General features: G+C 61.1%; 20 protein-coding genes. 16 read left to right on the plus strand and 4 right to left on the minus strand.

The window, feature by feature from the left end:
• Positions 1 to 23: 23 nt before the first annotated feature.
• The 4 genes from ligA (at position 24) to gatB (ending at position 5309) form a co-directional block, all read left to right on the plus strand.
• Positions 24 to 2033, plus strand: coding sequence for an NAD-dependent DNA ligase LigA (gene ligA, locus ACUVTU_RS07495; RefSeq protein WP_445889340.1), 2010 nt, complete (start codon positions 24 to 26; stop codon positions 2031 to 2033).
• A 62-nt stretch (positions 2034 to 2095) separates the two neighbouring features.
• Positions 2096 to 2377 carry an Asp-tRNA(Asn)/Glu-tRNA(Gln) amidotransferase subunit GatC gene (gatC, locus tag ACUVTU_RS07500; protein WP_445889341.1) on the plus strand — a complete coding sequence of 94 codons (282 nt, stop codon included), beginning with the start codon at positions 2096 to 2098 and terminating at the stop codon, positions 2375 to 2377.
• Between the two features lie 12 nt (positions 2378 to 2389).
• Positions 2390 to 3847 carry an Asp-tRNA(Asn)/Glu-tRNA(Gln) amidotransferase subunit GatA gene (gatA, locus tag ACUVTU_RS07505; RefSeq protein WP_445889342.1) on the plus strand — a complete coding sequence of 486 codons (1458 nt, stop codon included), beginning with the start codon at positions 2390 to 2392 and terminating at the stop codon, positions 3845 to 3847.
• Between the two features lie 25 nt (positions 3848 to 3872).
• Entirely contained in the window at positions 3873 to 5309 is a 1437-nt protein-coding gene (gene gatB / locus ACUVTU_RS07510) for an Asp-tRNA(Asn)/Glu-tRNA(Gln) amidotransferase subunit GatB (RefSeq protein ID WP_445889360.1), read from the plus strand.
• 102 nt (positions 5310 to 5411) lie between these two features.
• Here the strand turns inward: gatB and ACUVTU_RS07515 are convergent, their stop codons facing one another.
• The gene (locus ACUVTU_RS07515; RefSeq protein ID WP_445889343.1) at positions 5412 to 5897 is read right to left on the minus strand and encodes a ferritin family protein; all 486 of its coding nucleotides are present in this window, start codon (positions 5895 to 5897) and stop codon (positions 5412 to 5414) included.
• Positions 5898 to 6248: 351 nt separating this feature from the next.
• Here ACUVTU_RS07515 and nifV point away from each other — a divergent pair, with 351 nt between their 5' ends.
• The 7 genes from nifV to ACUVTU_RS07550 all read left to right on the plus strand — a co-directional run bounded on the left by nifV (position 6249) and on the right by ACUVTU_RS07550 (position 14658).
• Entirely contained in the window at positions 6249 to 7397 is a 1149-nt protein-coding gene (gene nifV, locus ACUVTU_RS07520; RefSeq protein ID WP_445889344.1) for a homocitrate synthase, read from the plus strand.
• 81 nt (positions 7398 to 7478) lie between these two features.
• Positions 7479 to 8747 (plus strand): 3-isopropylmalate dehydratase large subunit, encoded by a 1269-nt coding sequence (locus ACUVTU_RS07525; RefSeq protein WP_445889345.1) that lies wholly within the window; start codon positions 7479 to 7481, stop codon positions 8745 to 8747.
• On the plus strand, positions 8744 to 9241 hold the full coding sequence (locus ACUVTU_RS07530) for a 3-isopropylmalate dehydratase small subunit (protein WP_445889346.1): 498 nt from the start codon (positions 8744 to 8746) through the stop codon (positions 9239 to 9241). Before ACUVTU_RS07525 ends, ACUVTU_RS07530 begins: the two co-directional genes overlap by 4 nt.
• Positions 9242 to 9275: 34 nt before the next feature.
• Entirely contained in the window at positions 9276 to 10277 is a 1002-nt protein-coding gene (locus ACUVTU_RS07535; RefSeq protein ID WP_445889347.1) for an isocitrate/isopropylmalate dehydrogenase family protein, read from the plus strand.
• 183 nt (positions 10278 to 10460) lie between these two features.
• Positions 10461 to 10838: a carbohydrate-binding protein gene (locus tag ACUVTU_RS07540; RefSeq protein ID WP_445889348.1), complete on the plus strand. Its 378-nt coding sequence runs from the start codon at positions 10461 to 10463 to the stop codon at positions 10836 to 10838.
• A gap of 61 nt (positions 10839 to 10899) precedes the next feature.
• Positions 10900 to 12153, plus strand: a complete 1254-nt coding sequence (locus ACUVTU_RS07545; RefSeq protein ID WP_445889349.1) for a glycosyltransferase family 4 protein — start codon at positions 10900 to 10902, stop codon at positions 12151 to 12153.
• A gap of 18 nt (positions 12154 to 12171) precedes the next feature.
• The gene (locus ACUVTU_RS07550) at positions 12172 to 14658 is read left to right on the plus strand and encodes a sugar phosphate nucleotidyltransferase (protein ID WP_445889350.1); all 2487 of its coding nucleotides are present in this window, start codon (positions 12172 to 12174) and stop codon (positions 14656 to 14658) included.
• 322 nt (positions 14659 to 14980) lie between these two features.
• On the opposite strand, the gene ACUVTU_RS07555 is transcribed toward ACUVTU_RS07550, so the two are convergent.
• Positions 14981 to 16240, minus strand: coding sequence for a hypothetical protein (locus ACUVTU_RS07555; protein ID WP_445889351.1), 1260 nt, complete (start codon positions 16238 to 16240; stop codon positions 14981 to 14983).
• 201 nt (positions 16241 to 16441) lie between these two features.
• On the opposite strand from ACUVTU_RS07555, the gene ACUVTU_RS07560 reads away from it, so the two are divergent.
• The gene (locus ACUVTU_RS07560; RefSeq protein ID WP_445889352.1) at positions 16442 to 16636 is read left to right on the plus strand and encodes a hypothetical protein; all 195 of its coding nucleotides are present in this window, start codon (positions 16442 to 16444) and stop codon (positions 16634 to 16636) included.
• 52 nt (positions 16637 to 16688) lie between these two features.
• Here ACUVTU_RS07560 and ACUVTU_RS07565 read toward each other — a convergent pair whose 3' ends face one another.
• Entirely contained in the window at positions 16689 to 18275 is a 1587-nt protein-coding gene (locus ACUVTU_RS07565) for a glycoside hydrolase family 57 protein (RefSeq protein WP_445889353.1), read from the minus strand.
• Between the two features lie 15 nt (positions 18276 to 18290).
• Positions 18291 to 19013, minus strand: a complete 723-nt coding sequence (locus ACUVTU_RS07570) for a DUF4912 domain-containing protein (protein WP_445889354.1) — start codon at positions 19011 to 19013, stop codon at positions 18291 to 18293.
• Between the two features lie 263 nt (positions 19014 to 19276).
• Here ACUVTU_RS07570 and ACUVTU_RS07575 point away from each other — a divergent pair, with 263 nt between their 5' ends.
• From ACUVTU_RS07575 to ACUVTU_RS07590, 4 genes are all read left to right on the plus strand, one after another.
• Positions 19277 to 19681, plus strand: a complete 405-nt coding sequence (locus ACUVTU_RS07575) for a CoA-binding protein (protein WP_445889355.1) — start codon at positions 19277 to 19279, stop codon at positions 19679 to 19681.
• Positions 19682 to 19778: 97 nt separating this feature from the next.
• Positions 19779 to 20465 carry an endonuclease III gene (nth, locus tag ACUVTU_RS07580; protein ID WP_445889356.1) on the plus strand — a complete coding sequence of 229 codons (687 nt, stop codon included), beginning with the start codon at positions 19779 to 19781 and terminating at the stop codon, positions 20463 to 20465.
• Positions 20466 to 20590: 125 nt separating this feature from the next.
• Positions 20591 to 21049, plus strand: a complete 459-nt coding sequence (gene trmL / locus ACUVTU_RS07585) for a tRNA (uridine(34)/cytosine(34)/5-carboxymethylaminomethyluridine(34)-2'-O)-methyltransferase TrmL (protein ID WP_445889357.1) — start codon at positions 20591 to 20593, stop codon at positions 21047 to 21049.
• Positions 21050 to 21197: 148 nt separating this feature from the next.
• Positions 21198 to 22169 carry an AAA family ATPase gene (locus ACUVTU_RS07590; RefSeq protein WP_445889358.1) on the plus strand — a complete coding sequence of 324 codons (972 nt, stop codon included), beginning with the start codon at positions 21198 to 21200 and terminating at the stop codon, positions 22167 to 22169.
• Positions 22170 to 22339: the final 170 nt, after the last annotated feature.

The following is a 22339-nucleotide window of genomic DNA, read 5'->3' on the forward strand; positions in this document are numbered from 1 at the left end:
TCCAATACCGGGGTGGATCTGCCATGAATCAGGTGCCGGAAGAAGTGCGGCAGCAGGTGGAAGAGCTGCGCCGCCTGCTGCACAGATACGACTACCACTATTATGTGCTGGACAGCCCGCTGGTGAGCGATGCCGAATATGACCGGCTGATGCGCCGGCTGATTCAGCTGGAAAAAGATTATCCCGGACTGGCCAGCCCCCACTCGCCCAGCCAGCGGGTGGGCGGCCAGCCGCGGGAGGGCTTTGTCACGGTGCGGCACGAGGTGCCCATGCTCAGCCTGGGCAACGTGTTCAGTTACGGGGAACTGCAGGACTTCGACCGCCGGGTGCGTCAGGCCCTGCCTGGACAAAAGGTGGAATATGTGGCCGAGCTGAAAATCGACGGCCTGGCCGTATCCCTCACCTACCGGGAGGGGTTGCTGGCCGTGGGGGCAACGCGCGGCGACGGGGAGACCGGAGAGGACATCACCCCCAATATCAAAACCATCCGCGCGGTTCCCCTGCTGCTGTCGGCAGCTCCGACCCTGCTGGAGGTGCGGGGCGAGGTGTACATGAGCAAACCGGCCTTTGCCCGGCTGAACAGTGAGCGGGAGGAGGCCGGCGAGCCCCTCTTTGCCAATCCCCGCAATGCGGCGGCCGGGTCGCTGCGCCAGCTGGATCCGGCGGTTACTGCGGGGCGCCAGCTGAATATATTCGTCTACACCCTGGCCCGGAGCAGTCAGCCGGTAGCAGGGGAAACCCAGGCCGGAGTGCTGGAATATCTCGGCCGGCTGGGTTTCAAGGTCAATCCCCACTGGCGGCTCTGTGCGGACATCGACCAGGTCTGGGAGTATATCCAGGAGTGGCAGCAGGCCCGCTTTGACCTGCCCTATGTCACCGACGGCATTGTGATCAAGGTGAACAGCCTGGCCCAGCAGGCTGCCCTGGGGGCCACGGCTAAAAGCCCCCGCTGGGCCACGGCCTTCAAGTATCCGCCCGAACAGGCCCGTACCGTGCTGCGCGAGATCATCGTGCGGGTGGGGCGGACCGGGGTAATCACGCCCACAGCCGTGCTGGAACCGGTGCGCCTGGCCGGCACCACGGTGACGCGGGCCAGCCTGCACAATGAGGACTACATCAAAGAAAAAGATATTCGCATCGGGGATACCGTGCTGGTGCACAAGGCGGGGGAGATCATTCCCGAGGTGCTGGAAGTGGTCAAGGAAGCCCGGCGGGGGGAGGAGCGGCCCTTTGTCATGCCCGAGCGCTGTCCCGAATGCGGCCAGCCAGCGGTGCGCCCGGCCGGTGAAGCGGCCTGGCGCTGCACCAATCAGAGCTGTCCGGCCCGTCTTTACGAGGCGCTGGTGCATTTTGTCTCCCGCCCGGCCTACGACATCGCTGGTTTGGGGCCGGCCGTGCTGCGCCAGCTGATTGAGGCCGGTTTGGTACGCGATGCCGCCGATTTGTTCAGCCTCACCTTTGAGCAGGTGCGCCGGCTGGAGCGCATGGGCGACAAATCCACGGCCAACCTGCTGCAGGCCATCCAGGACAGCAAGCAAAATCCTCTGCACCGCCTGATTTTCGCCCTGGGCATCCGCCACGTGGGGGAAAAGGCGGCCCGCACCCTGGCCCGGCACTTCGGCAGTATGGAGCGTCTGCTTAAGGCCGGGGCGGAGGAGCTGACCGCCCTGCCCGAAATTGGTCCCAAAATAGCGGGCAGCATTGTGGAATACCTGGCCAATCCGGCCAACCGGCAGCTGATCCAGCGCTTGCAAAAGGCCGGTTTGAACATGCAGGAGGAACCACCCGCCGCTGCAGTTCCCGGCAGCCCCCTGGCGGGCAAGAAGGTGGTGCTGACGGGAACGCTCAGCAGCATGACCCGCCAGCAGGCCAAAGAAGCCGTGGAAAAGCTGGGCGGCGAGGTCAGCAACAGCGTGAGCAAAAAGACCGACCTGGTGGTGGCCGGCACCGATCCCGGCAGCAAGCTGGACAAAGCCCGCCAGCTGGGCGTGCCGGTGATTGGCGAGCAGGAGTTTCTGGCTTTATTGCGGTAAATTTTACCGTTTGTTATAATGTTGTCAGTTTGTGCTGAAAAAACGCAAGGAAGGTGCTGTCCGTGCTGACCAAAGAGCAAGTGGAGCATGTGGCCCTGCTGGCCCGGCTGGCTCTGAAGCCGGAGGAAACCGAGCTGTACAGCCGCCAGCTGTCGGCCATTCTGGAATACGCCCGCAAGCTGGAAGAACTGGACGTGAGCGACGTGCCGCCCACGGCCCACGTTTTGCCCCTGCGCAACGTCCTGCGCCAGGACCGGGTGGGGGAACACCTGCCGCCGGCTGCCGCCCTGGCCAACGCGCCCGAGCGGGAAGACAACTATTTCAAGGTACCGCGCATTGTCTAGGGGGTGAGGGGTTTGGACTTTCATTATTTAACGGCCCACGAAATCGCCCGGCTGTACCGGCGGCGAGAGCTGAGCGCCAGTGAAATGACCGTGGCCGTGTTCAGCCGCATTGAAGAACTGGAAGACCGGTTGCACGCCTACATCACCTTGAACAAGGAACAGGCGCTGGCCAAAGCCCGGGAGGTGGATGAGAAGCTGGCCCGGGGCGAGGAGCTACCGCCGCTGGCCGGCATTCCGGTAGCCATTAAGGACAATATCTGCACCCGGGGTTTGCGCACCACCTGCGCCTCAAAGATGCTGTACAATTACATCCCGCCTTACAATGCCACCGTGGTGGAAAAACTGCTGGCCCATGATGTGGTAATCATTGGCAAAACCAATATGGACGAGTTTGCCATGGGCTCTTCCACCGAAAACTCGGGCTTTTACCCCACCGCCAACCCCTGGGACACTTCCCGCGTGCCGGGCGGTTCCAGCGGTGGCTCGGCGGCCGCTGTGGCCAGCGGGGAGGCGGTGCTGGCCCTGGGCTCGGATACCGGGGGCTCGATTCGCCAGCCAGCCGCCTTCTGCGGCGTGGTGGGGCTCAAGCCCACCTACGGGGCGGTGTCGCGCTTCGGCCTGGTGGCCTTTGCTTCCTCCCTGGATCAGATTGGTCCCCTGGCCCGCGATGTCACCGACTGTGCCCTGCTGCTGCAGGCCATAGCCGGACACGATCCCCAGGACTCCACCTCGGCTCCCGGGCCGGTGCCCGACTACCAGGCCGCCCTGCGGCGCGAGTTGAAGGGTATAAAAATCGGTCTGCCCCGGGAGTACATGGGGCAGGGCATCGATCCGGCGGTGCGGCAGGTGGTGGAGCAGGCCGCCCGCCAGCTGGCCGATCTGGGCGCCATGCTGGAGGAAACCACCCTGCCCCACATTGAGTATGCCGTACCGGCCTATTATTTAATCGCCACGGCCGAGGCCAGTTCCAACCTGGCCCGTTACGACGGGGTGCGCTACGGGCTGCGCAGCCCGCAGCCGGCCGATGTGGTGGACATGTTCATGCACACCCGCAGCCAGGGGTTTGGGGCCGAGGTGAAGCGGCGGATTATGCTGGGCACTTACGCGCTTTCAGCCGGCTATTACGATGCCTATTACCTGCGGGCCATGAAGGTGCGCACCCTGATCCGGCAGGACCTGCTGCGTGCCCTGGAACAGTTCGACTGTCTGCTCTGCCCGGCCACGGTTGCCCCTGCTTTCAGACAGGGTGAAAAGGTGGCCGATCCTTTGCAGATGTATCTGGCCGATATCACCACCATACCGGTCAATCTGGCCGGTTTGCCGGGGGTGGCCCTGCCGGCTGGGCAGGCCGGCGGACTGCCGGTGGGCATCCAGCTGGTGGGTCGCCCCTTTGGCGAGGATCTGCTATTGGGGGTGGCCTACGCCTTTGAGCAGAGCACATCCCACCACAAGCTGCGCCCGCAGCTCTAGCCGGGGCGAAAGGGGAGAGGAAACATTGGCCTACGAAGCAGTAATTGGACTGGAAGTGCATGTGGAACTGAAAACCGGCAGCAAGATCTTCTGCAGCTGCAGCACGCAGTTCGGCGGCGAGCCCAATACCCATGTCTGTCCGGTTTGTCTGGGTTTGCCCGGCGTGCTGCCCGTGCTCAACCAGAAAGTGGTGGAGTATGCTGTGCGGGCCTCCCTGGCGCTGAACTGCCAGATAGCCTCCTTTTCCAAGTTTGACCGGAAAAATTACTACTATCCCGACCTGCCCAAAAATTATCAGATCTCCCAGTATGATCTGCCCATCGCCCGGGATGGCTATCTGGATATAGAAACAGTGCAGGGCGTGAAGCGCATTGGCATCATCCGTGTGCACATGGAGGAAGATGCCGGCAAGCTGGTGCACCAGGGCACCATATCCACCAGTCCCTATTCGCTGGTGGACTACAACCGCACTGGCGTGCCGCTGATTGAAATTGTCTCCCAACCCGATTTGCGCACGCCCGAAGAGGCCCGCCGTTATATGGAGAAGCTGCGGGCCATCATCCAGTACACCGGCGTTTCGGACTGCAAGATGGAGGAGGGCTCGCTGCGCTGTGACGCCAACGTTTCGGTGCGGCCGGCGGGCAGCAGCGCACTGGGTACCAAAACCGAGATCAAGAACCTGAACTCCTTTAAGGCCCTGCAGCGGGCCCTGGAGTATGAAATCGAGCGCCAGATCCAGGTGCTGGAAGATGGGGGGCGCATTGTTCAGGAAACCCGCACCTGGGATGAAAACCGGGGCATCACCCTGTCCATGCGCAGCAAGGAAGAAGCCCACGACTACCGCTATTTCCCCGACCCCGATCTGGTGCCGCTGGAAATCGATCCGGAATGGGTGGAACAAATTCGCCGCAGCCTGCCCGAGCTGCCCGACCAGCGCCGCAGCCGGTACATCGAGCAGCTGGGCCTGTCCGCCTATGATGCCGGTATCATCACCGCCAGCAAGCAAATGGCCGATTTCTTCGAGGAGTGCCTGCAGCACTATCCCGGGGCCAAGGCCGTGGCCAACTGGCTGATGGGTGATCTCACCCGTCTGCTCAATGCTGAAAACAAGGAGATTGAACAATGTTTGATTAAGCCCGTCCAACTGGCCCGCATGCTCCGGCTGCTGGACGAAGGTACCATCAGCGGCAAGATCGCCAAGACGGTTTTTGAGGAAATGTATCGCACCGGCCAGGACCCGGAGCGGATTGTGCAGGAAAAGGGCCTGGTGCAGATCTCGGACACCGGGGCCATTGCCGCGGTGGTGGATCAGGTCATTGCCGCCAACCCCAAAGTGGTGGAGGACTACCGGGGCGGCAAGGAAAAGGCCCTGGGCTTTCTGGTGGGTCAGGTGATGAAACAAACGCGGGGCAAGGCCAACCCGGAACTGGTGAACAAACTGCTCAAAGAAAAAATACAGTAGAAAAAGCAGCGCCCGGCAAGGCTCCATGCCGGGCGTTTTTTCTGGCGGCGGGTTGGGCAAAGGCAGTGCCGGCAGTCTTTCCCATGCTGACCTGGCCGGGCGTCAAATGATCACCGGCGGATCGCCGGGATCGGGATTGTTGACGGCGGGTTCGGTCGCTCCGCTCGTCTCTTCTTCCAGTTCAGCCAGCAGGGCGCGGAATTTGAGGGCGTGAACCGTTTCGTCCTCCCGGATGCCCAGCATGGTGGTCACTACCGACGGGTTGGAACTGCAGTCGGCGATTTTCTTGTAAAACTCGATAGCGTGTTCCTCATCGGCAATGGCCAGGCGAATACCTTCTACAAGGCTGTCTACCTGGGGTGGGTAGGGGCTGGCCGGTGGCGGCAATTGACCGGTCATTTCCTTGTACAGATGGGCAATCTGGCCGGCATGGCGCCGCTCGTCCCGCCGGGCTTCCGCCAGGGCGTCCACCGCTTCAAAGTCGTTGCCGGCCATGGCCAGCAGATTGCTGTAAAAGGCATCGGCCTTGCGCTCATCCTGATAGGCTTCCAGCAGCATTTCTGCCAGATTGTGGTGGGTGCAGCTCATGCTAACCCTCTCCTTACTAAAATAAACCTGTGTTTCTATAATATGTGGAAACGCAGTTGATGGTGTCGCCAGGAAATACCCGGGGTAATATTTTGCCTGGGGCGGGTGCCGGTACCGCAAGGTGAATAATTATTTATGGTCATGAATAAATATTCACATGTCGGCCCGGGGCAGGCGCCAGACAATTTTGGCAAAATTGTTAAAACAACTGTATACAGTATAAGTTTTCCGGACAAGTTCCCGCTTTGGTCCTTTTATGTTATCATATGAAAAAGTTTGGCGGGAAGCCTTGATCCGCAATTGTGCATGATGCATTGATGCATAAATTTACCGAAGGGGTGAGTGGAGCAAGTGAGCAAACTGGTACCGGGCAAGCAGATTTACATTGTGGACACCACACTGCGCGACGGCGAGCAGACCGCCGGGGTGGTTTTTGCCAACCGGGAAAAGGTGCGCATTGCCAAATTTCTGGACGAACTGGGTGTGGATCAAATCGAGGCCGGCATCCCGGTGATGGGAGGCGACGAAAAGGAAGCCATCACGGCCATCTGCCGGTCCGGGCTGAAAGCCAGCATTATGGGCTGGAACCGGCCGGTGATCAAGGATATTGAAGAATCACTCTCCTGCGGAGTGGATGCGGTGGCCATATCCATCTCCACTTCCGACATCCACATCAAATATAAACTGCAGACCAGCCGGGAATGGGTGCTGGAAAACATGGTCAAAGCGGTGGAGTTTGCCAAAAAAGAAGGCATGTACATCTCAGTCAACGCGGAAGACGCTTCTCGCAGCGATCCGGAATTCCTGATCCAGTTCGCCCGGGCGGCCAAAGAAGCCGGAGCCGACCGCCTGCGTTACTGCGACACGGTGGGCATTCTGGAGCCCTTTGTTACCTATGAAAAAATCAAATACATCCGCGAGAACGTGGATATTGACATTGAAATGCACACCCACAACGACTTCGGCATGGCCACGGCCAACGCCCTGGCCGGCGTGCGGGCGGGCGCCAGCTGGGTGGGGGTGACTGTAATCGGCCTGGGCGAGCGGGCCGGTAACGCCGCCCTGGAGGAAGTAGTGATGGCCTTAAAGCACCTGCAGGGCATCGACCTGGGCTACAAAACCGAGCTGTTCCGGGAAGTGGCCGAGTATGTCTCCCGCGCTTCCGGGCGCGAGCTGCCGGCCTGGAAAGCTATTGTGGGCTCCAACATGTTTGCCCACGAATCGGGCATTCACGCCGACGGCGCTCTGAAGAACCCCAAAACCTACGAGGCCTTTGCGCCCGAAGAGGTGGGCCTGGAGCGCCAGATCCTGGTGGGCAAGCACTCGGGCACCGCGGCCCTCAAGGCCAAGTTTGCCGAATACGGCATTCACCTGAGCGACCACAAGGCCAGCGAGCTGCTGCCCAAGGTGCGTTCCTACTGCGTGCAGCTCAAGCGGCCCCTCTTTGACAAAGAGCTGATGTACCTGTACGAGGACTACTTCGGCAAACCCAAATTCTGATTTTGCTCCCCGGAGGGCGGGCCGGCTGCGGCGGCAGCCGGCTGCCGGCCCGGTAATTCCAGTCAGAAAGCAGGGATAATTTTGGGACAGACCATTATTGAAAAAATCCTTTCCGCTCACAGCGGCCAGACCGTGCACGCCGGTGATCTGGTGGTGGCCGATGTGGATTTGATCATGGGGCAGGACGGCACCACGCCCCTGGCCATCAAGGCTTTTGAAAACATGGGCGGGGAGAAGGTTTTTGACCCGGAAAAAGTGGCCCTGGTTATCGACCACAGCGCTCCCAGCCCCAATGAAGGGGTTTCCGCCCTGCACCAGCTGATGCGCAATTTCGCCCGGGCCAAGGGAGTGCGCCTCTACGATATCGGCGAGGGGGTCTGCCACCAGCTGATGCCCGAAAGCGGCCGGGTGGGGCCGGGCAGTTTGGTGATTGGCGCCGACTCCCATACCTGCACCTACGGGGCGCTGAACGCCTTTTCCACGGGTGTGGGTTCCACCGATCTGGCCGGAGCGATTATTTCTGGCAAAATGTGGTTCAAGGTACCCGAAACCTGCAAGTTTGTCTGCCACGGCCGCCTGCCGGCGGGCGTATACGCCAAGGATTTGATCCTCTACCTGATCGGTGATGTCACGGCCGACGGGGCCACTTATATGAGCGCCGAATATACCGGCGAGGCGGTGGAGGCCCTGTCCATGGACGGTCGCTTCACTGTGTGCAACATGGCCATTGAGATGGGAGCCAAGGCCGGGATCATGCGGGCCGATGAGAAAACCTTCGCCTGGCTGGCCCGCTACACCGACCGCCGCTTCAGCGCCGTGGATCCCGACCCCGATGCCGTGTATGCCCGGGTGAAGGAGTACGACGTTGCGGAGCTGCCGCCCCAGGTGGCCCGTCCCCATCGCGTGGACAATGTCTGTCCGGTAAGCGAGGTGGCCGGTACGCCCATCCAGCAGGCGGTCATCGGCACCTGCACCAACGGCCGCCTGGAAGATTTGCACATCGCCGCGGCCATCCTGGCCGGGCGCCGGGTGCACCCCGATGTGCGCCTGATTGTGGCCCCGGCTTCCAAAGCCATCTACCTGGCCGCCATGCGCGACGGCACCCTGGCCACACTGGTGGAGGCCGGGGCGGCGGTGGTCACACCGGGCTGCGGTCCCTGCGTGGGCACCCACAACGGCGTGCCCTCGGACGGTGAGAATGTAATTTCCACGGCCAACCGCAACTTCAAGGGGCGCATGGGCAACAGCAACGCCTTCATTTACCTGGCCTCGCCGGCCACCGTGGCCGCGTCGGCCCTGGCCGGCTGCATTGCCGACCCCAGAGAATTTGTAAAGCAGGTGAAGGCATGATTTTAAAAGGCAGAGCGCACAAATTTGGCAACGACGTGAATACCGATTATATCATCTCGGGAAAATACAAATTCAAGACTCTGGACATGAATGAACTGGCCAAACATGTCATGGAGGATCTGGATCCGGAGTTTTACAGCAAGATCGCGCCTGGCGACTTTATCGTGGCCGGCAGCAACTTCGGCTGCGGTTCCTCCCGGGAGCAGGCGCCCCTGGCCATCAAGCACGCCAGCATCAGCGCCGTGCTGGCCAAATCCTTTGCCCGCATTTTCTACCGCAATGCCATCAACACCGGCCTGCCCGTGGTGGAATGCGACACCGACCAGATCCAGCCGGGCGATCAACTGGAGCTGGATCTGGCCGGCGGCGTGCTGCGCAATTTAAGCCGCGGCCTGGACATTCCGGTGAAACCCCTGCCGCCCGTGATGTTGAAAATCCTTTCCGACGGCGGTCTGGCGCTGCATTTTCGCAAGTACGGCGGCTTTAATCTGTAAGTAACCAGAAACCACAGAACAGGAGAGGCAATTCATGGCTTATCAAGTCACCCTCATTCCCGGCGACGGCATCGGCCCGGAAATTGCCGAGGCTTCCCGCCGGGTGGTGGAAGCAACCGGTGTGCCCATCGCATGGGAAGTGGTGGAGGCCGGGGAGGCGGTCATACCCCGCTATGGTACCCCCCTGCCCGATTACGTGCTGGAGAGCGTGCGGCGCAACAAAGTGGCCTGGAAGGGTCCCTTGACCACGCCGGTGGGCAAGGGCTTCCGCAGTGTCAACGTCACCCTGCGCCAGGAGCTGGACCTTTATGCCAATGTGCGGCCGGCCCGCACCCTGCCCGGCATCAAAACCCGCTATGAAAACGTGGATTTGATTGTGGTGCGGGAAAACACCGAAGATCTCTACGCCGGCATAGAGCACCGGGTAGGCCGGGATGCGGCCGAGAGCATCAAGATTATCACCCGGGAGGCCAGCCTGCGTATTGTCCGCCATGCTTTCGAGCTGGCCCGCCGCCAGGGGCGGCGCAAGGTGACCGCGGTGCACAAGGCCAACATCATGAAGCTGACCGACGGCCTGTTTCTAGAGTGTGCCCGCCAGGTGGCCGGAGAATATCCCGACATCCAGTTCGAGGATATGATTGTGGACGCCATGTGCATGAAGCTGGTGCAGGCGCCGGAAAACTACGATGTGCTGGTCATGCCCAATTTGTACGGCGATATTGTCAGCGATTTGTGCGCCGGTCTGGTGGGCGGCCTGGGGGTGGCTCCCGGGGCCAACATCGGTCTGGAGGCCGCGGTTTTTGAACCGGTGCACGGCAGTGCTCCCAAACATGCCGGGCAAAACCGGGTCAACCCGCTGGCCATGCTGCTCTCCGGTGTGCTCATGTTGCAGCATCTGGGCGAGACGGCGGCGGCGCAGCGCATCACCCGGGCGGTGGAAGCCGTGCTGCGGGAGCAAAAACACCTCACCTACGACCTGGGCGGCAGCGCCTCCACGCTGGAAATGGCCCGGGCCATTATTGACAGGCTGGATTGACCCGGGGGAACATTGGCGGGCTTCCAGCCCGGACAACTAGTTTTTTTGCAGATAATTTGGTGTTCAAGAATACAGCAGTCGGCTGTTATGTTACAGCCGGCTGTTTTTTATGCATAAAAAATTACCGGGCGGGCCAGAATAACGCTGTGAATTCTCATATCCAAAAGAAGGGGAGGTGGAATTTTGTACTACACCGGGTACTCCACGGAACCCAGGAGCAAGCTGGAAAAAATGTACCAGGCGGATTATCCCTCCGGCGTAGCGGTAGAGCCCACCCCGATTACGGCGGGCGACGAGGTTACGGTGTTGTACAACGGCCTGCTGGCTAAAAACGGGGCCGACCAGGTCTACCTGCATGTGGGTTACGGGGATGCCGACAACTGGCAGGCGGTGTACGACCACAAGATGTCCAAAACCGGCTGGGGATGGGTCAAGACCCTGGAGATGCCCGATGCCAGACGCTTTAATTTCTGCTTCAAGGACAGCGCCAATAACTGGGACAACAACAACGGCCACAACTGGAGCTTTGTCATCCACAACGGGAATCGACCGATCCACTAGTCTCCCTTCCCTACCGGAGTAGCCGGTAGGGATTTTTTGAGCTTTAAGGAGGCGGAATCTTTTGCGTGTCTTGATGCTTTCCTGGGAATATCCGCCCAAGAGCGTGGGCGGCCTGGCCCAGCATGTCTACGATCTGACCCGGGCGCTGGTCAAACAGGGCGTAGAAGTGCACCTGGTGACCCTGGCCGCCGCCGGGGCACCGGCGGAGGAAGTGGTGCACGGGGTGCATGTTTACCGGGTGGAGCCGTATCACCTGTCGGCCCACAATTTTGCCCACTGGGCCACCCAGATGAATATTGCCCTGCTGGAAAAAATAATATATTTGCAGCAAAAAATGGGCGGTTTTGCCCTGGTGCACGCCCACGACTGGCTGGTGGCCTTTGCCGCCCGGGCGGTCAAACACGCCCTGCGCATCCCCCTGCTGGCCACCATCCACGCCACCGAGTACGGGCGCAACTACGGCCTGCATACCGATATGCAGCGCCAGATCAGCGACATTGAATGGTGGCTGTGCTTCGAGGCCTGGAAGGTGATCTGCTGCAGCCATTACATGCGCGGCGAAGTGCGGCACGTTTTTCAATTGCCCGAAGACAAGGTCATGGTCATTCCCAACGGTGTGGATGTGAGCAGTTTCAGCACGGTGAGCGCTCAGGCCCGGCGGGAGCACTATGCCGCTCCCGATGAAAAAATAGTTTTTTATGTGGGCCGGCTGGTGCGGGAAAAAGGCGTGCAGGTGCTGCTGGATGCGGCACCTCAGATCCTGCGCCACTATCCGCAGGCCAAGCTGGTCATCGCCGGGCGGGGCCCGTACGAGGGCACGCTGCGTTATCAGGCCGAGCAAATGGGCATCGCCCACCGCATTTACTTCACCGGTTACATTGACGACGCCCTGCGCAACAGCCTGTACAAATGGGCCAGTGTGGCCGTGTTTCCCAGCCTGTACGAGCCTTTCGGTATCGTGGCTCTGGAGGCCATGGCCGCCGGTACGCCGGTGGTGGTGTCGGATACCGGTGGTCTGGCGGAAATTGTCCGCCACGGGGTGGACGGGCTGAAAGCGTACACCGGCAATCCGTCTTCCCTGGCCGATATGATTTTGCAGCTCCTGCACAACCCGCAGCTGGCGGAAAGCCTCCGGCAGACCGCCTACCGGCGGGTGGTGGAACACTTCAGCTGGTCACAGATTGCCGCCCGTACGGCAGATGTTTACCGCCAGGTGGTGGAGGCGGGGCGCCGCTCGGCCTGGTACGCCTTTGCCGAGCGCAGCAGCGGTTTCCTGGAAAAGGTGACCCGCTTCTGGAGCCGGCCGGCAATTTAATCACAGGGAGGAATGTAGTTGAAAGCAATCATTATGGCCGGCGGGGAAGGGTCGCGGCTGCGGCCTCTCACCTGCGACCGGCCCAAACCCATGGTTCCGGTGGCCAATGTGCCCATGATGGAACACATTGTGGAACTGCTCAAACAGAGCGGCCTGACCCGCATCGGTGTCACTCTGCAGTACATGCCCCAGGTCATCCAGGAGTATTTCGGCAACGGGCGATCTTTCGGGGTGGATATGCAGTATTTCATTGAGGATAGCCCGCTGGGTACGGCCGGCAGTGTGAAAAATGCCGCCTCTTTCCTGGATGAAACCTTTCTGGTGATTAGCGGCGACGCCCTGACCGACTTTCCCCTGCCGCAGGCCATCGACTTCCACCGCCGGCGGGGAGCGCTGGCTACGCTGGTGCTGACCCGGGTGGACTGCCCCCTGGAGTACGGCGTGGTGATCGCCTCGGATGACGGCCGGGTGCAGCAGTTTCTGGAAAAACCGGCCTGGAGCGAAGTGTTCAGCGACACCGTAAACACGGGCATTTACATTCTGGAGCCCGAAGTGCTGCGTTATGTGCCGGAAGACCGGCCCTTTGATTTCAGCAAGGATCTCTTTCCCCTGCTGCTGCAGAAAAGGCAGCCCGTGCTGGGTGTGGTGCTGGAGGGATACTGGTGCGATATCGGCAATCTGACCCAGTATGTCCAGGCCCACCGGGCGGTGCTGGCCGGGCAGGCCCGGGTGCGCATCCGGGGCCGGCAGCTGGCGGAAAACATCTGGGCAGGCGCCGACTGCCAGATCAGCCCGCGGGCCCTGCTGCGCGGACCGCTGCTGTTGGGAGAACGCTGCACAGTGGAGGCGGGAGCCCGGCTGGAAGACGGCAGCGTGCTGGGGGATGGCTGCCAGGTGGGAGCGGGGGCCAGTGTCAAGCGCAGCGTGCTCTGGCGCCATGTCCAGCTGGGCAGCGATGCCGCCCTGCGGGGAGCCGTGCTGGGCGACCGGGTGCAGGTGCTCAAAGGGGCGGCGGCCTATGAGGGAGCGGTGATCGGTACCGGCTGTTTGCTGGGTGAGCAGTCTGTGATTAAGCCCGATGTCAAGCTCTGGCCCGGCAAGCAGGTGGAGGCCCGCTGCCAGGTGAGCAGCAGCCTGATCTGGGGAACCAGGCAGGCCCGCCGGCTTTTCGGCCTGGAAGGGGTGACCGGCCAGTTCAATGTGGAGCTCACCCCTGAAACTGCTCTCAAGCTGGCAGCGGCCTTTGTGGCGGCCCAGGGTGCCGCCGGGCGTCCGGTTGGCGTTTCCGCTGACGCCTGGCCGGCCGCCCAGGCCCTGCGCCATGCCGTACTGGCCGGCATCATGGGCGCGGGGGGACGGGCCTGCGATCTGGGTGCCGCCACCGTGCCGCTGGCTCGCTTTGCCGTGCGCTCGCTGGAACTGGCCGGCGGCGTGCATGTGCGGGTCCATCCGGATCAGCCCGAGCGCCTGGGTCTGCTTTTTCTGGACCGGCAGGGGGGCAACATCAGCCGGTCCAGTGAGCGCAAGGTGGAAAATTTGCTCTGGCGGGAGGACTTCCCCCGGGCGGCCGCCGGGCAGGTGCTGCCCGGGGATGTGCCGCCCGGCCTGCGGGAAAGTTACCTCTCCTATCTGGCGGCCACCATCGGGGGCAGTCACCTCAAGCGGCAACGGCCGCGCCTGGTCATGGCCTTCGACCGCCTGAACCTGGAATGGGCGGTGGAAGCCCTGGCCCGGCAGTTCAACCTGAGTATCCACAACCTGGATCACAGCCTGCCCGGACAGCTGCCCCGCAGCTGGGCCGGTTATCAGGAAATGCTGGGCCGGGTGGCGGAAAATGTGCGCCAGCAAAAGGCCCTGGCCGGGGCGATCCTGGCCCCTTCGGGGGACCGGCTGGTGCTGGTGGATGAAACCGGCCGGGTGATCAGCGATGAAATGCTGGTGCTGCTCATGGCTCTGGTTATCTTCAAGCTGCGGGGCGGGCCGGTGGTGGTGCCGGTCACCGCGCCGCGCACGGTGGAAGACCTGGCCCGGCAGTATGCCGCCCGGGTCATTCGCACCAAGACCGCCCTGCCCGATCTGCTGGAGCAGATATTGCGCCAGACGGAAAACCAGGACGGCCGCATCAACCAGATGCTGCTCAATTTTGATGCGCTGGGGGCCTGTCTGGCCGTGCTGGAGTTTGCCTTGAGCCGGGGTTTGACCCTGGGGCAGCTGGTGGAGGAGATTCCCGCCTTTTACCTGCACAAGCGCAGCGTCTTTGTACCCTGGGAGGCCAGGGGCACAGTGATGCGGCGCATGATTGAAGAACCGGAGGGCGGGGAACTGGAACTGCTGGACGGGGTGAAAGTGCTGCATCCCCAGGGCTGGGCCCTGGTGCTGCCCGATCCCGAGGAGCCGGTCTGCCGCATTTTTAGCGAAGGGGTGTCCATGGAGGTGGCCGAGGCCCTGACCGACTTCTATGAAGAAAAAATCCGGCAGATCGCCGGTATGCGCAAATCGGGCTAATACTGCAGCGTAATTTATAAACTGCTATTTACGGGTGTGCATCCTTCGCTCGCCCGAATTTCGTACCGGGCAGCACCGGCGGCTCGGTCGCGGGCGGTCCGGGCCGCCTCTGATTCGACATCCTGTCTCAACCGAGGCTGGCGCGGACGTCCTGTCCGCGCCTCCCGGCCCGCTGCCGCGCCCTCGCCGGGTGCTGCAACCGGTACTCCAGACGGGCTTGCTCAGGAAGACCACACCCGCCACCTCATGCTGAGTACAATAGATAAAGGCAGGCTCCGGCGGAGCCTGCCTTTGCTGCAGCATCTTGCCCGGGAAATGTCCCCTATGCTTTGAGGCCGGTGCCGTGGCCGGCGGAGTGGTCGGCTTTGTCCTCTACATAGAAGGGCCACTTGTGGGCGAACCAGTCAAAGAAGAGCATGGGGATGATCCACCAGAACAGCCACACCAGCGGCTTGTTGTTCAGATGGTGTCCGTTGAACTCCACCGGATTGTTGACAAACTGGGAGGGCAGGCCCAGCACCGGCTCGCAGAGCAGGTAGTAGAGCTTGCCGATGATGGCGGCGCAGACAAACACGCCGATGGTGCGGATAATCCAGCCCGTGGCCACGCCCATGTGCTGCGGCCAGTTGTCAAACCAGTGATTCCAGGCCAGGAAGGGGAACAGGGTGAAGCCGGCAATGGTGGCGCAGTGATAATAGCGGTAATCCAGGCTCATAATGCCGTCCTTTAAAGTGGGATCGGCCGGGCCGTAAATGGCGGCCATGGCGGCCATGAGCACTTTTACCGTAATAAAGGCCAGGATGATGATGGAGATCAGGCCGAAGAAGCCGGACCAGGGCTGTTTTTTCACCAGATCCCAGGGCTTGCCCGCCCACACGTTGGCGGTCATGAACAGGTAGACAATCATCCACTCATACACGCCGATGATGAAGTTGACACTCTTGGTGCCGGCAATGCCCTCCCACCAGATGCTGCCCGTGAGCATGGTCTGCTTGAGGGCCAGGGCGAAGAAGGGGAAGATGAGCAGGCCGTAGGCCAGGGCCGTGATAATGGCCGTCCAGCCCCACTCGGCCATACCCAGGGCCGGCTGGGAGAGCTGGCCGCCCCAGGGCCACTTCTTGAACAGGATGGTCCAGAAGGGGAAGGTGAAAAAGCCGATCAGCACGATCAGGGTGATGGCCGCCCCCACCGGCGACTCCCAGAGGATGTGGGCGTGCTTGTGGGTGATGTGTTCCATCTGGGTGACGCTCCAGATGGGCATCATGATCTTGCCCAGGAACTTATCCAAAATTACATAAATGATAAACCAGGTCATAAAGATGTTGACCGCGGTTTCCACAATCAAACGCTGCAGCGGCGGCAGCTTCTGAAATGGCCAGTCGCCAAAAAGGATGTGCTGCCATACACCCACCAGAATCATCCAGGCCAGGAAGGCCAGGAAGGGTTGTTCATACTTGGCGAAAGGTCCCCGGGGATCGGCGAAGATCCACCACAGGACGAGAGCAATCAGAGTAAACACAACCGATGCGATAATGCCGGTTAAAGGTTGACCCCAGCGGGGGCGGATACCGTGCGCCGCCATACAATACCTCCTTTGAAATGAGTAAATTGGTTGGTTGACCCATGAGGCGAGCAATTATTTAACCGGTTTTTGGGCTGTCCGTGCAGGCCTGGCCGGTGCGGTGGCCTGTCTGCCGCTCCTGCCCGGCGGTGCCGGTGGCAGCCACGTATCACCTCCCCTTCCTGATATTACTGTGAATTTTATGAATGCTGGCGTAACAAAATGCAAAAAGCGTGGCAAAAGTCTGAAAATTTTATAAAAAATATTTTTTCGCTGCTCAAATATCCATTTTTGGGCCTGCCGGCAGGCGGTACAGGCCTTGCTTTTTTGGGGCGTGCTGTGTTAAATGTAAACCATAGTAATCATGCTGTGGGTAAAAATAAAAAAAAGCAGGCAAACCAACCGGCCTGCTTTTAAATGTTAACAGCAGCAACATGTAAATTAATGGTGGGGGGGGCCGGGCCAGCGGCTAGCCGGCCGTGCGGAAGAGGGTGTAATCCAGATGGGGGAAAATGTTGTGCTTTTCTTCCAGAACGTTCAGCCACTGCTCATCAATATTCCCTTCCCGGATCTGGCGGCAAAGGCGCAGAAAGTTGTCCAGATGGCAGCGGGTGCGGCGCACGGCATAGTCCACCATGGTGCCCGTGCTCATGATGAAGGCCCAGTCGCTGCTCTGGGCCAGCAGTAGTTCCCGGGCGGCCTGGGTGAGGGCGCGCCGCTCGGTGCCGGCGGCCTGCGGGCGGCTATCGGCCAGCTCTTGCATGTAGGTGGCGGCCATGTGCAGGTGGCGGTAGACCCAGTCATTGGACTGGCAGAGCCAGACCTCGTGATAGCCCTTGTTGCCCCAGCTGGAGGTGCAGGGCGTGGCCGTCTGGTTTACCGGGTAAAGCTGCAGGTACTGGGACGGGGTGATCAGCCGGAAAGTATCCTGGTCGCAGGCCACCTTGCGGCAAAGATATTCCAGGAAGAGCGGCCCCTCGTACCACCAGTGGCCAAACAACTCGGCATCGTAGGGAGCCACCACAATGGGCCGGCGGTCCATGATCCCGGCCAGGTAGTCAATCTGCAGCTGGCGGTTGAACAGGAAGTTGCCGGCGTGGACGGCCGCCTTTTCCCGGGCCGTTTCGGGCACATAGGGTTCCTTGTGGTTGGTGCGGCCCGTAATGCGGTAGTATTTTATTCCCGTGTTCACCCGGATGCCGTCCGGGTGAATGTAAGGCTTGATATACTCTATATCCAGATCGAAACCGATGTCCCGGTAATACTCCCGGTAGTCGAAGTCCCCCGGGTAACCTTCACTGGCGCTCCACACCTGTTTGGAGGACTCCACATCGCGGCCAAAGGCGTGCACGCCGGAAGGGCAGCGCAAGGGAGCGAAAATGCCGTAACGGGGCCGCCGGGAGGCGAAGAGCAGGCCGTGGGTATCCACAAAAAAGAACTTGATCCCGAACTCGGCCAGCACTTCGTCGATCCCTTCGCTGTAGGCGCACTCGGGCAGCCAGATGCCGGCCGGCGGCTGTCCAAAATGATGGGTATGCGCCTGCACGGCCGTGCCAATCTGGGCCCGCACGGCGCTTTGCTGGGTGGCCAGCAGCGGCAGGTAGCCGTGGGTGGCGGCGCAGGTAATAATTTCCAGATAACCGGCCTCCTGAAAACCCTTGAATCCCTGCAGCAGATTGCGCTGGTAGTGGTGGCTGAACAGGATCCGGGCCTGGCGGAACCGGTCCAGGTACATGCGGGCGGTGGGAGCGAAGCAGGTATCCCGGGTTCTTTCCACTTCCTTTTCGGCCAGCTCCAGCAGCAGGTCCAGGTGGCTGATATAACGCTGCTGCAGCAGCGGATCGGCCAGCATGGCCGCCAGGGGCGGGGAGATGGACAGGGTCAGCCGGGCGGGTATACCGTCCCGCTGCAGCGACTCCAGGGTGCTCAGGAGGGGGATGTAGGTTTCGGTGATGGCTTCAAACAGCCAGCGCTCTTCCAGAAAATGTTCGTGTTCGGTGTGCCGCACGTAGGGCAGGTGGGCATGCAGGACCAGACAGAGGAATCCTTTGGGCATGAACGGGTATACCTCCTAATGGGGGGCCGGCTTTTGCTGCAGCTGCGGCGAGGAAACCTGCATTTCCACCAGGCGGGCCAGCATTTCCTCCGCCAGCAGGGGGGAGCCCAGACCGGTTTGCACCTGGATGTGTTTGTACACTTCCAGCAGCGGCGGCCATTCTTCATCAGTCAGACTGGAAACCGCGGCCCGCGGTGTGGTTACGATGTTGCTGCGCAGCAGCATGACAAAACGGCCGTCCGGCAAAAGGCGGCCCAGTTCCACACAGTAATCGTGTTCGGGCAGGCCCACATTGATGTACCAGTTGCTGGTGTAGTCGGCAATTTCAATATCAGTGAAGCTGCGGGCATTGGATCCATTGAAGTGGCCAATGCCGGTGACATCGTAAACGCGCAGTACGGGGCGTGATTTTTGCCAGGTCGAGCTGCCGTATGTGGCAACAAATTCTTCCTGGCGGGCAGCGGTGACCTCCCAGTAGGCATAGAGCCAGTATGGATCTCGGGCCAGGAGCACCAGCCGGTCGCGCTGGTATTGCTCGGGCAAATCGGGATTGGCCAGACCGGGGCGTGGTTTGAGATGAGGGATGGATATTTCGCCAGCGTATTCTTCCGACCAGTCCCGGCGCAGCGGGGTGGCGGGCTTAAGGCGCGGCCGGCCGGCGCGGGCTACCGTGTGCCAGAGCAGCGCGGCCGCCACGGCAAACAGCAGGATGATCAGCCACAGGAGCATGCTGGCCATGTATAATTACCTCCTTTGCGCAAAAAATAAAAGCCTTGCTGGAGAACCTGCTTATCAAAGGCTTTTTTTATTATTACCGTCCGGCCTTTGCTTTATAATCCTGGATTCTTTTTATTTTCGATCTGTGCCAATTTCCATGAATCAACCGGGGCTTTTTTTGAGGTATAATAACAGTAATGTGAAAAAATCGGGCCAAAACCGTCACCTGACAGCAGTTTGGTCCCCTATGCATCTGCATAATCAACCGGAAAGTGAGTGAAAAAATGTTCGCAGACCAGCAAATCAAAGCTATCCTGCAGGAAGCCCGCACCATTGCCGTGGTAGGCCTGTCCGACAAACCGCAGCGGGATAGCTACCGGGTGGCCGAGTACCTGCAAAGGCAGGGCTACCGGATCATCCCGGTCAACCCGACCATAGAATGCGTACTGGGGGAGCGTTCCTATCCCTCGCTGGCCGCCGTGCCCGGGCCGGTGGACATTGTGGACATCTTTCGCCGCAGTGAGGAGGTGCCGCCCGTGGTGGCCGAAGCCCTGGAGAAAAAGCCGCGGCTAATCTGGCTGCAGCGGGGTGTGGTCAGCCCTCAGGCGGCCGAACTGGCGGCGGCGGCCGGCGTGCCCCTGGTCATGGACCGCTGCCTGAAGGTGGAGCACGGGCGGCTTTTGGGGTAGGCTGCCCGCTGCGGATTCCGGGCGAGCGCAGAGGAGCGCCCGCCTGTGAAAATATGGAAATAACCCTGGAGTATTCAGCGAAGGCGAGATTGCGTAAATGAATAAACAGCAACCGGTAAACCTGGCGGCAACTGCCGGTATCGACCAGATTACCGCTACCCTGCAGCGGCTGTATCCGGGAGCCACCACCGACCTGATCTATGAAAACCCCTTTCAACTGCTCATTGCCGTTATGCTTTCAGCCCAGTCCACCGATAAACAGGTGAACAAGGTAACCGCCCGCCTCTTTGCCCGGTACCGGACACCGGAAGAGATCGCCCGGCTGACCCCGGAAGAACTGGCCCCCCTGATCCAGGGCTGCGGACTATACCGCAACAAAAGCAAACATATCATAGAGACCTGCCGTACCCTGGTGGAAAAACACGGCGGACAGGTGCCCAGCAGCCGGGAGGAGCTGGAAAAACTGCCCGGCGTGGGGCGCAAGACGGCCAGCGTGGTGCTGATGGCCGCCTTCGGACAGGCCACCCTGCCTGTAGACACTCATGTCTTCCGGCTGGCCCGCCGGCTGGGCCTGGCCGCGGGCCGCACCCCCCGGGTCGTGGAAGAGCAACTGCTGGCCATTGTGCCGCCCGGGCAGCGCCGCTTTTTTCACCACGCTCTGATCAAGCACGGCCGGGCGGTTTGCCTGGCCCGCCGCCCCCGCTGCGCCGCCTGCGACCTGCGGGGCTGCTGCCGGTATTATCAGGAGAAGGGCCTTAATATTCCTGGTATGTCAGTTGTCTAACAATCACAGCGTAAATTAAGCGGGTGTGCCCTTCCCGTGTGCAGTTGGGACGAGCGCAGGAAGCACAACCGCGTCTGACAATTTGTCCGTTTTGAACTATAGCGGCAAGAAGGAGTGACCCCACATTGCACATCGTGCTGGTTGAGCCGGAAATACCGGCCAACACCGGCAATATCGCCCGCACCTGTGCCGTCACCGGCGCCCGCCTGCACCTGGTGGGCAAACTGGGCTTTTCCACCGAGGACAAATACCTGAAAAGAGCCGGCCTGGATTACTGGCACCTTTTAGACATCACCTATTATGACAGCCTGGAGCAGTTTCTGGAAAGCCACTCCACCGCTCGCCTGCACCTGGCCACCACCCGGGGCGGCCGCTGGTACACCAATGTGCCCTACGGGCCGGACGACTTTCTGGTTTTTGGCAAAGAGACCCAGGGGCTGCCCCGGGAACTGCTGGCCGCCCGTCCGGAACAGTGCATCCGCATCCCCATGCGGCCTGGCGTGCGCTCGCTCAATCTGTCTAACGCCGTGGCCATTGTGCTCTATGAAGCGCTGCGCCAGCAGGGCTTTGCCGGAATGGTTTAACCCGCGCACCGGGAATTGCCGCGCTCCGGCCGGTTCACGGCCCCTGCCGGCCTTGAATGGTAAAAATGCTTGGCGGCGGGGCAGGAGAGGCTTTGCCGGCGGGCGAATTAATTGACTTTAGATAAACTTATACGAGGAGAACGGGCCGATGAATTTTAGCGTTTCCGAACTGCAAAAAAGACTGCAGCAGGCCGGCTACATCAGCGAGGACGAACTGGCCGTGAGCATCTACCTGGCCGTGGTGCTGCAAAAGCCCCTGCTGGTGGAAGGCGCCCCCGGTGTGGGCAAGACCGAAATCGCCCGCGCCCTGGCCGCGGTTTTCGACACCGACCTGATCCGCCTGCAGTGCTACGAAGGGCTGGATGAAAACAAGGCCCTTTATGAGTGGAACTACCAGCGCCAGCTTTTGAAAATCCAGATTCTGAAAGATCAGGCCTGCCGGCAGGAGGAAGTGGAAAAAGACCTTTTCTCCCGGGAATACCTGCTGCCCCGGCCGCTGCTGCAGGCCATCACCGCCCCCCGCCGGGTGGTGCTGCTGATTGACGAAGTGGACAAAGTGGACGCTCCCTTTGAGGCCTTTCTGTTTGAACTTTTGTCCGAATTTCAGGTTTCTATTCCCGAACTGGGCACCGTGCGGGCCAGCCACATCCCCCTGGTGGTGCTCACCAGCAACGGGGAGCGGGAACTGTCCGATGGATTAAAGCGCCGCTGTGTCTACCTTTACATCGACTTTCCCACCATTGAAAAAGAAGTGGCCATTTTGCAGGTGAAAGTGCCCGAGGCCGGGCACAAACTGAGCCTGGAGATAGCCCGCGCCGTGCATTACATCCGGGCCAGCCTGGCCATGCAAAAACAGCCCTCCATTGCCGAGACCATTGACTGGGCCCGCGCCCTGGTGGCCCTGCACGCCGACGGTCTGCAGCAGGACCTGATCCAGCAGACCGCGCCCGTGCTCCTCAAGAACAAGGCCGACCAGGACAAACTGCGCCAGCCCGAGCAGCTGCAGCAGGTGTGGCAGTATGCCGTGACCGGCCGCCCGCCCCAGGGCGCGGCGGCAACCGGCACCAGTGCGGGCGAGCCGGGCTGCGGCTGCGGCTGCGGAGGGCACGGGAAGTTGTAACTCTATGTGATACCTAGTTGGATCATGGCTGGTGACATGCGCGCATCCCGTGCTCGCCCGAACTGCGCGCCGGGCAGCACCAGCGGCTCGGTCGCGGGCGGGCCGGGCCGCCCCTGATTCGACATCCTGTCGCCACAGGGGGGGGCGCGGCCGTCCGGGCCGCGCCCCCC

Source organism: Desulfurispora sp. (assembly GCF_052744395.1).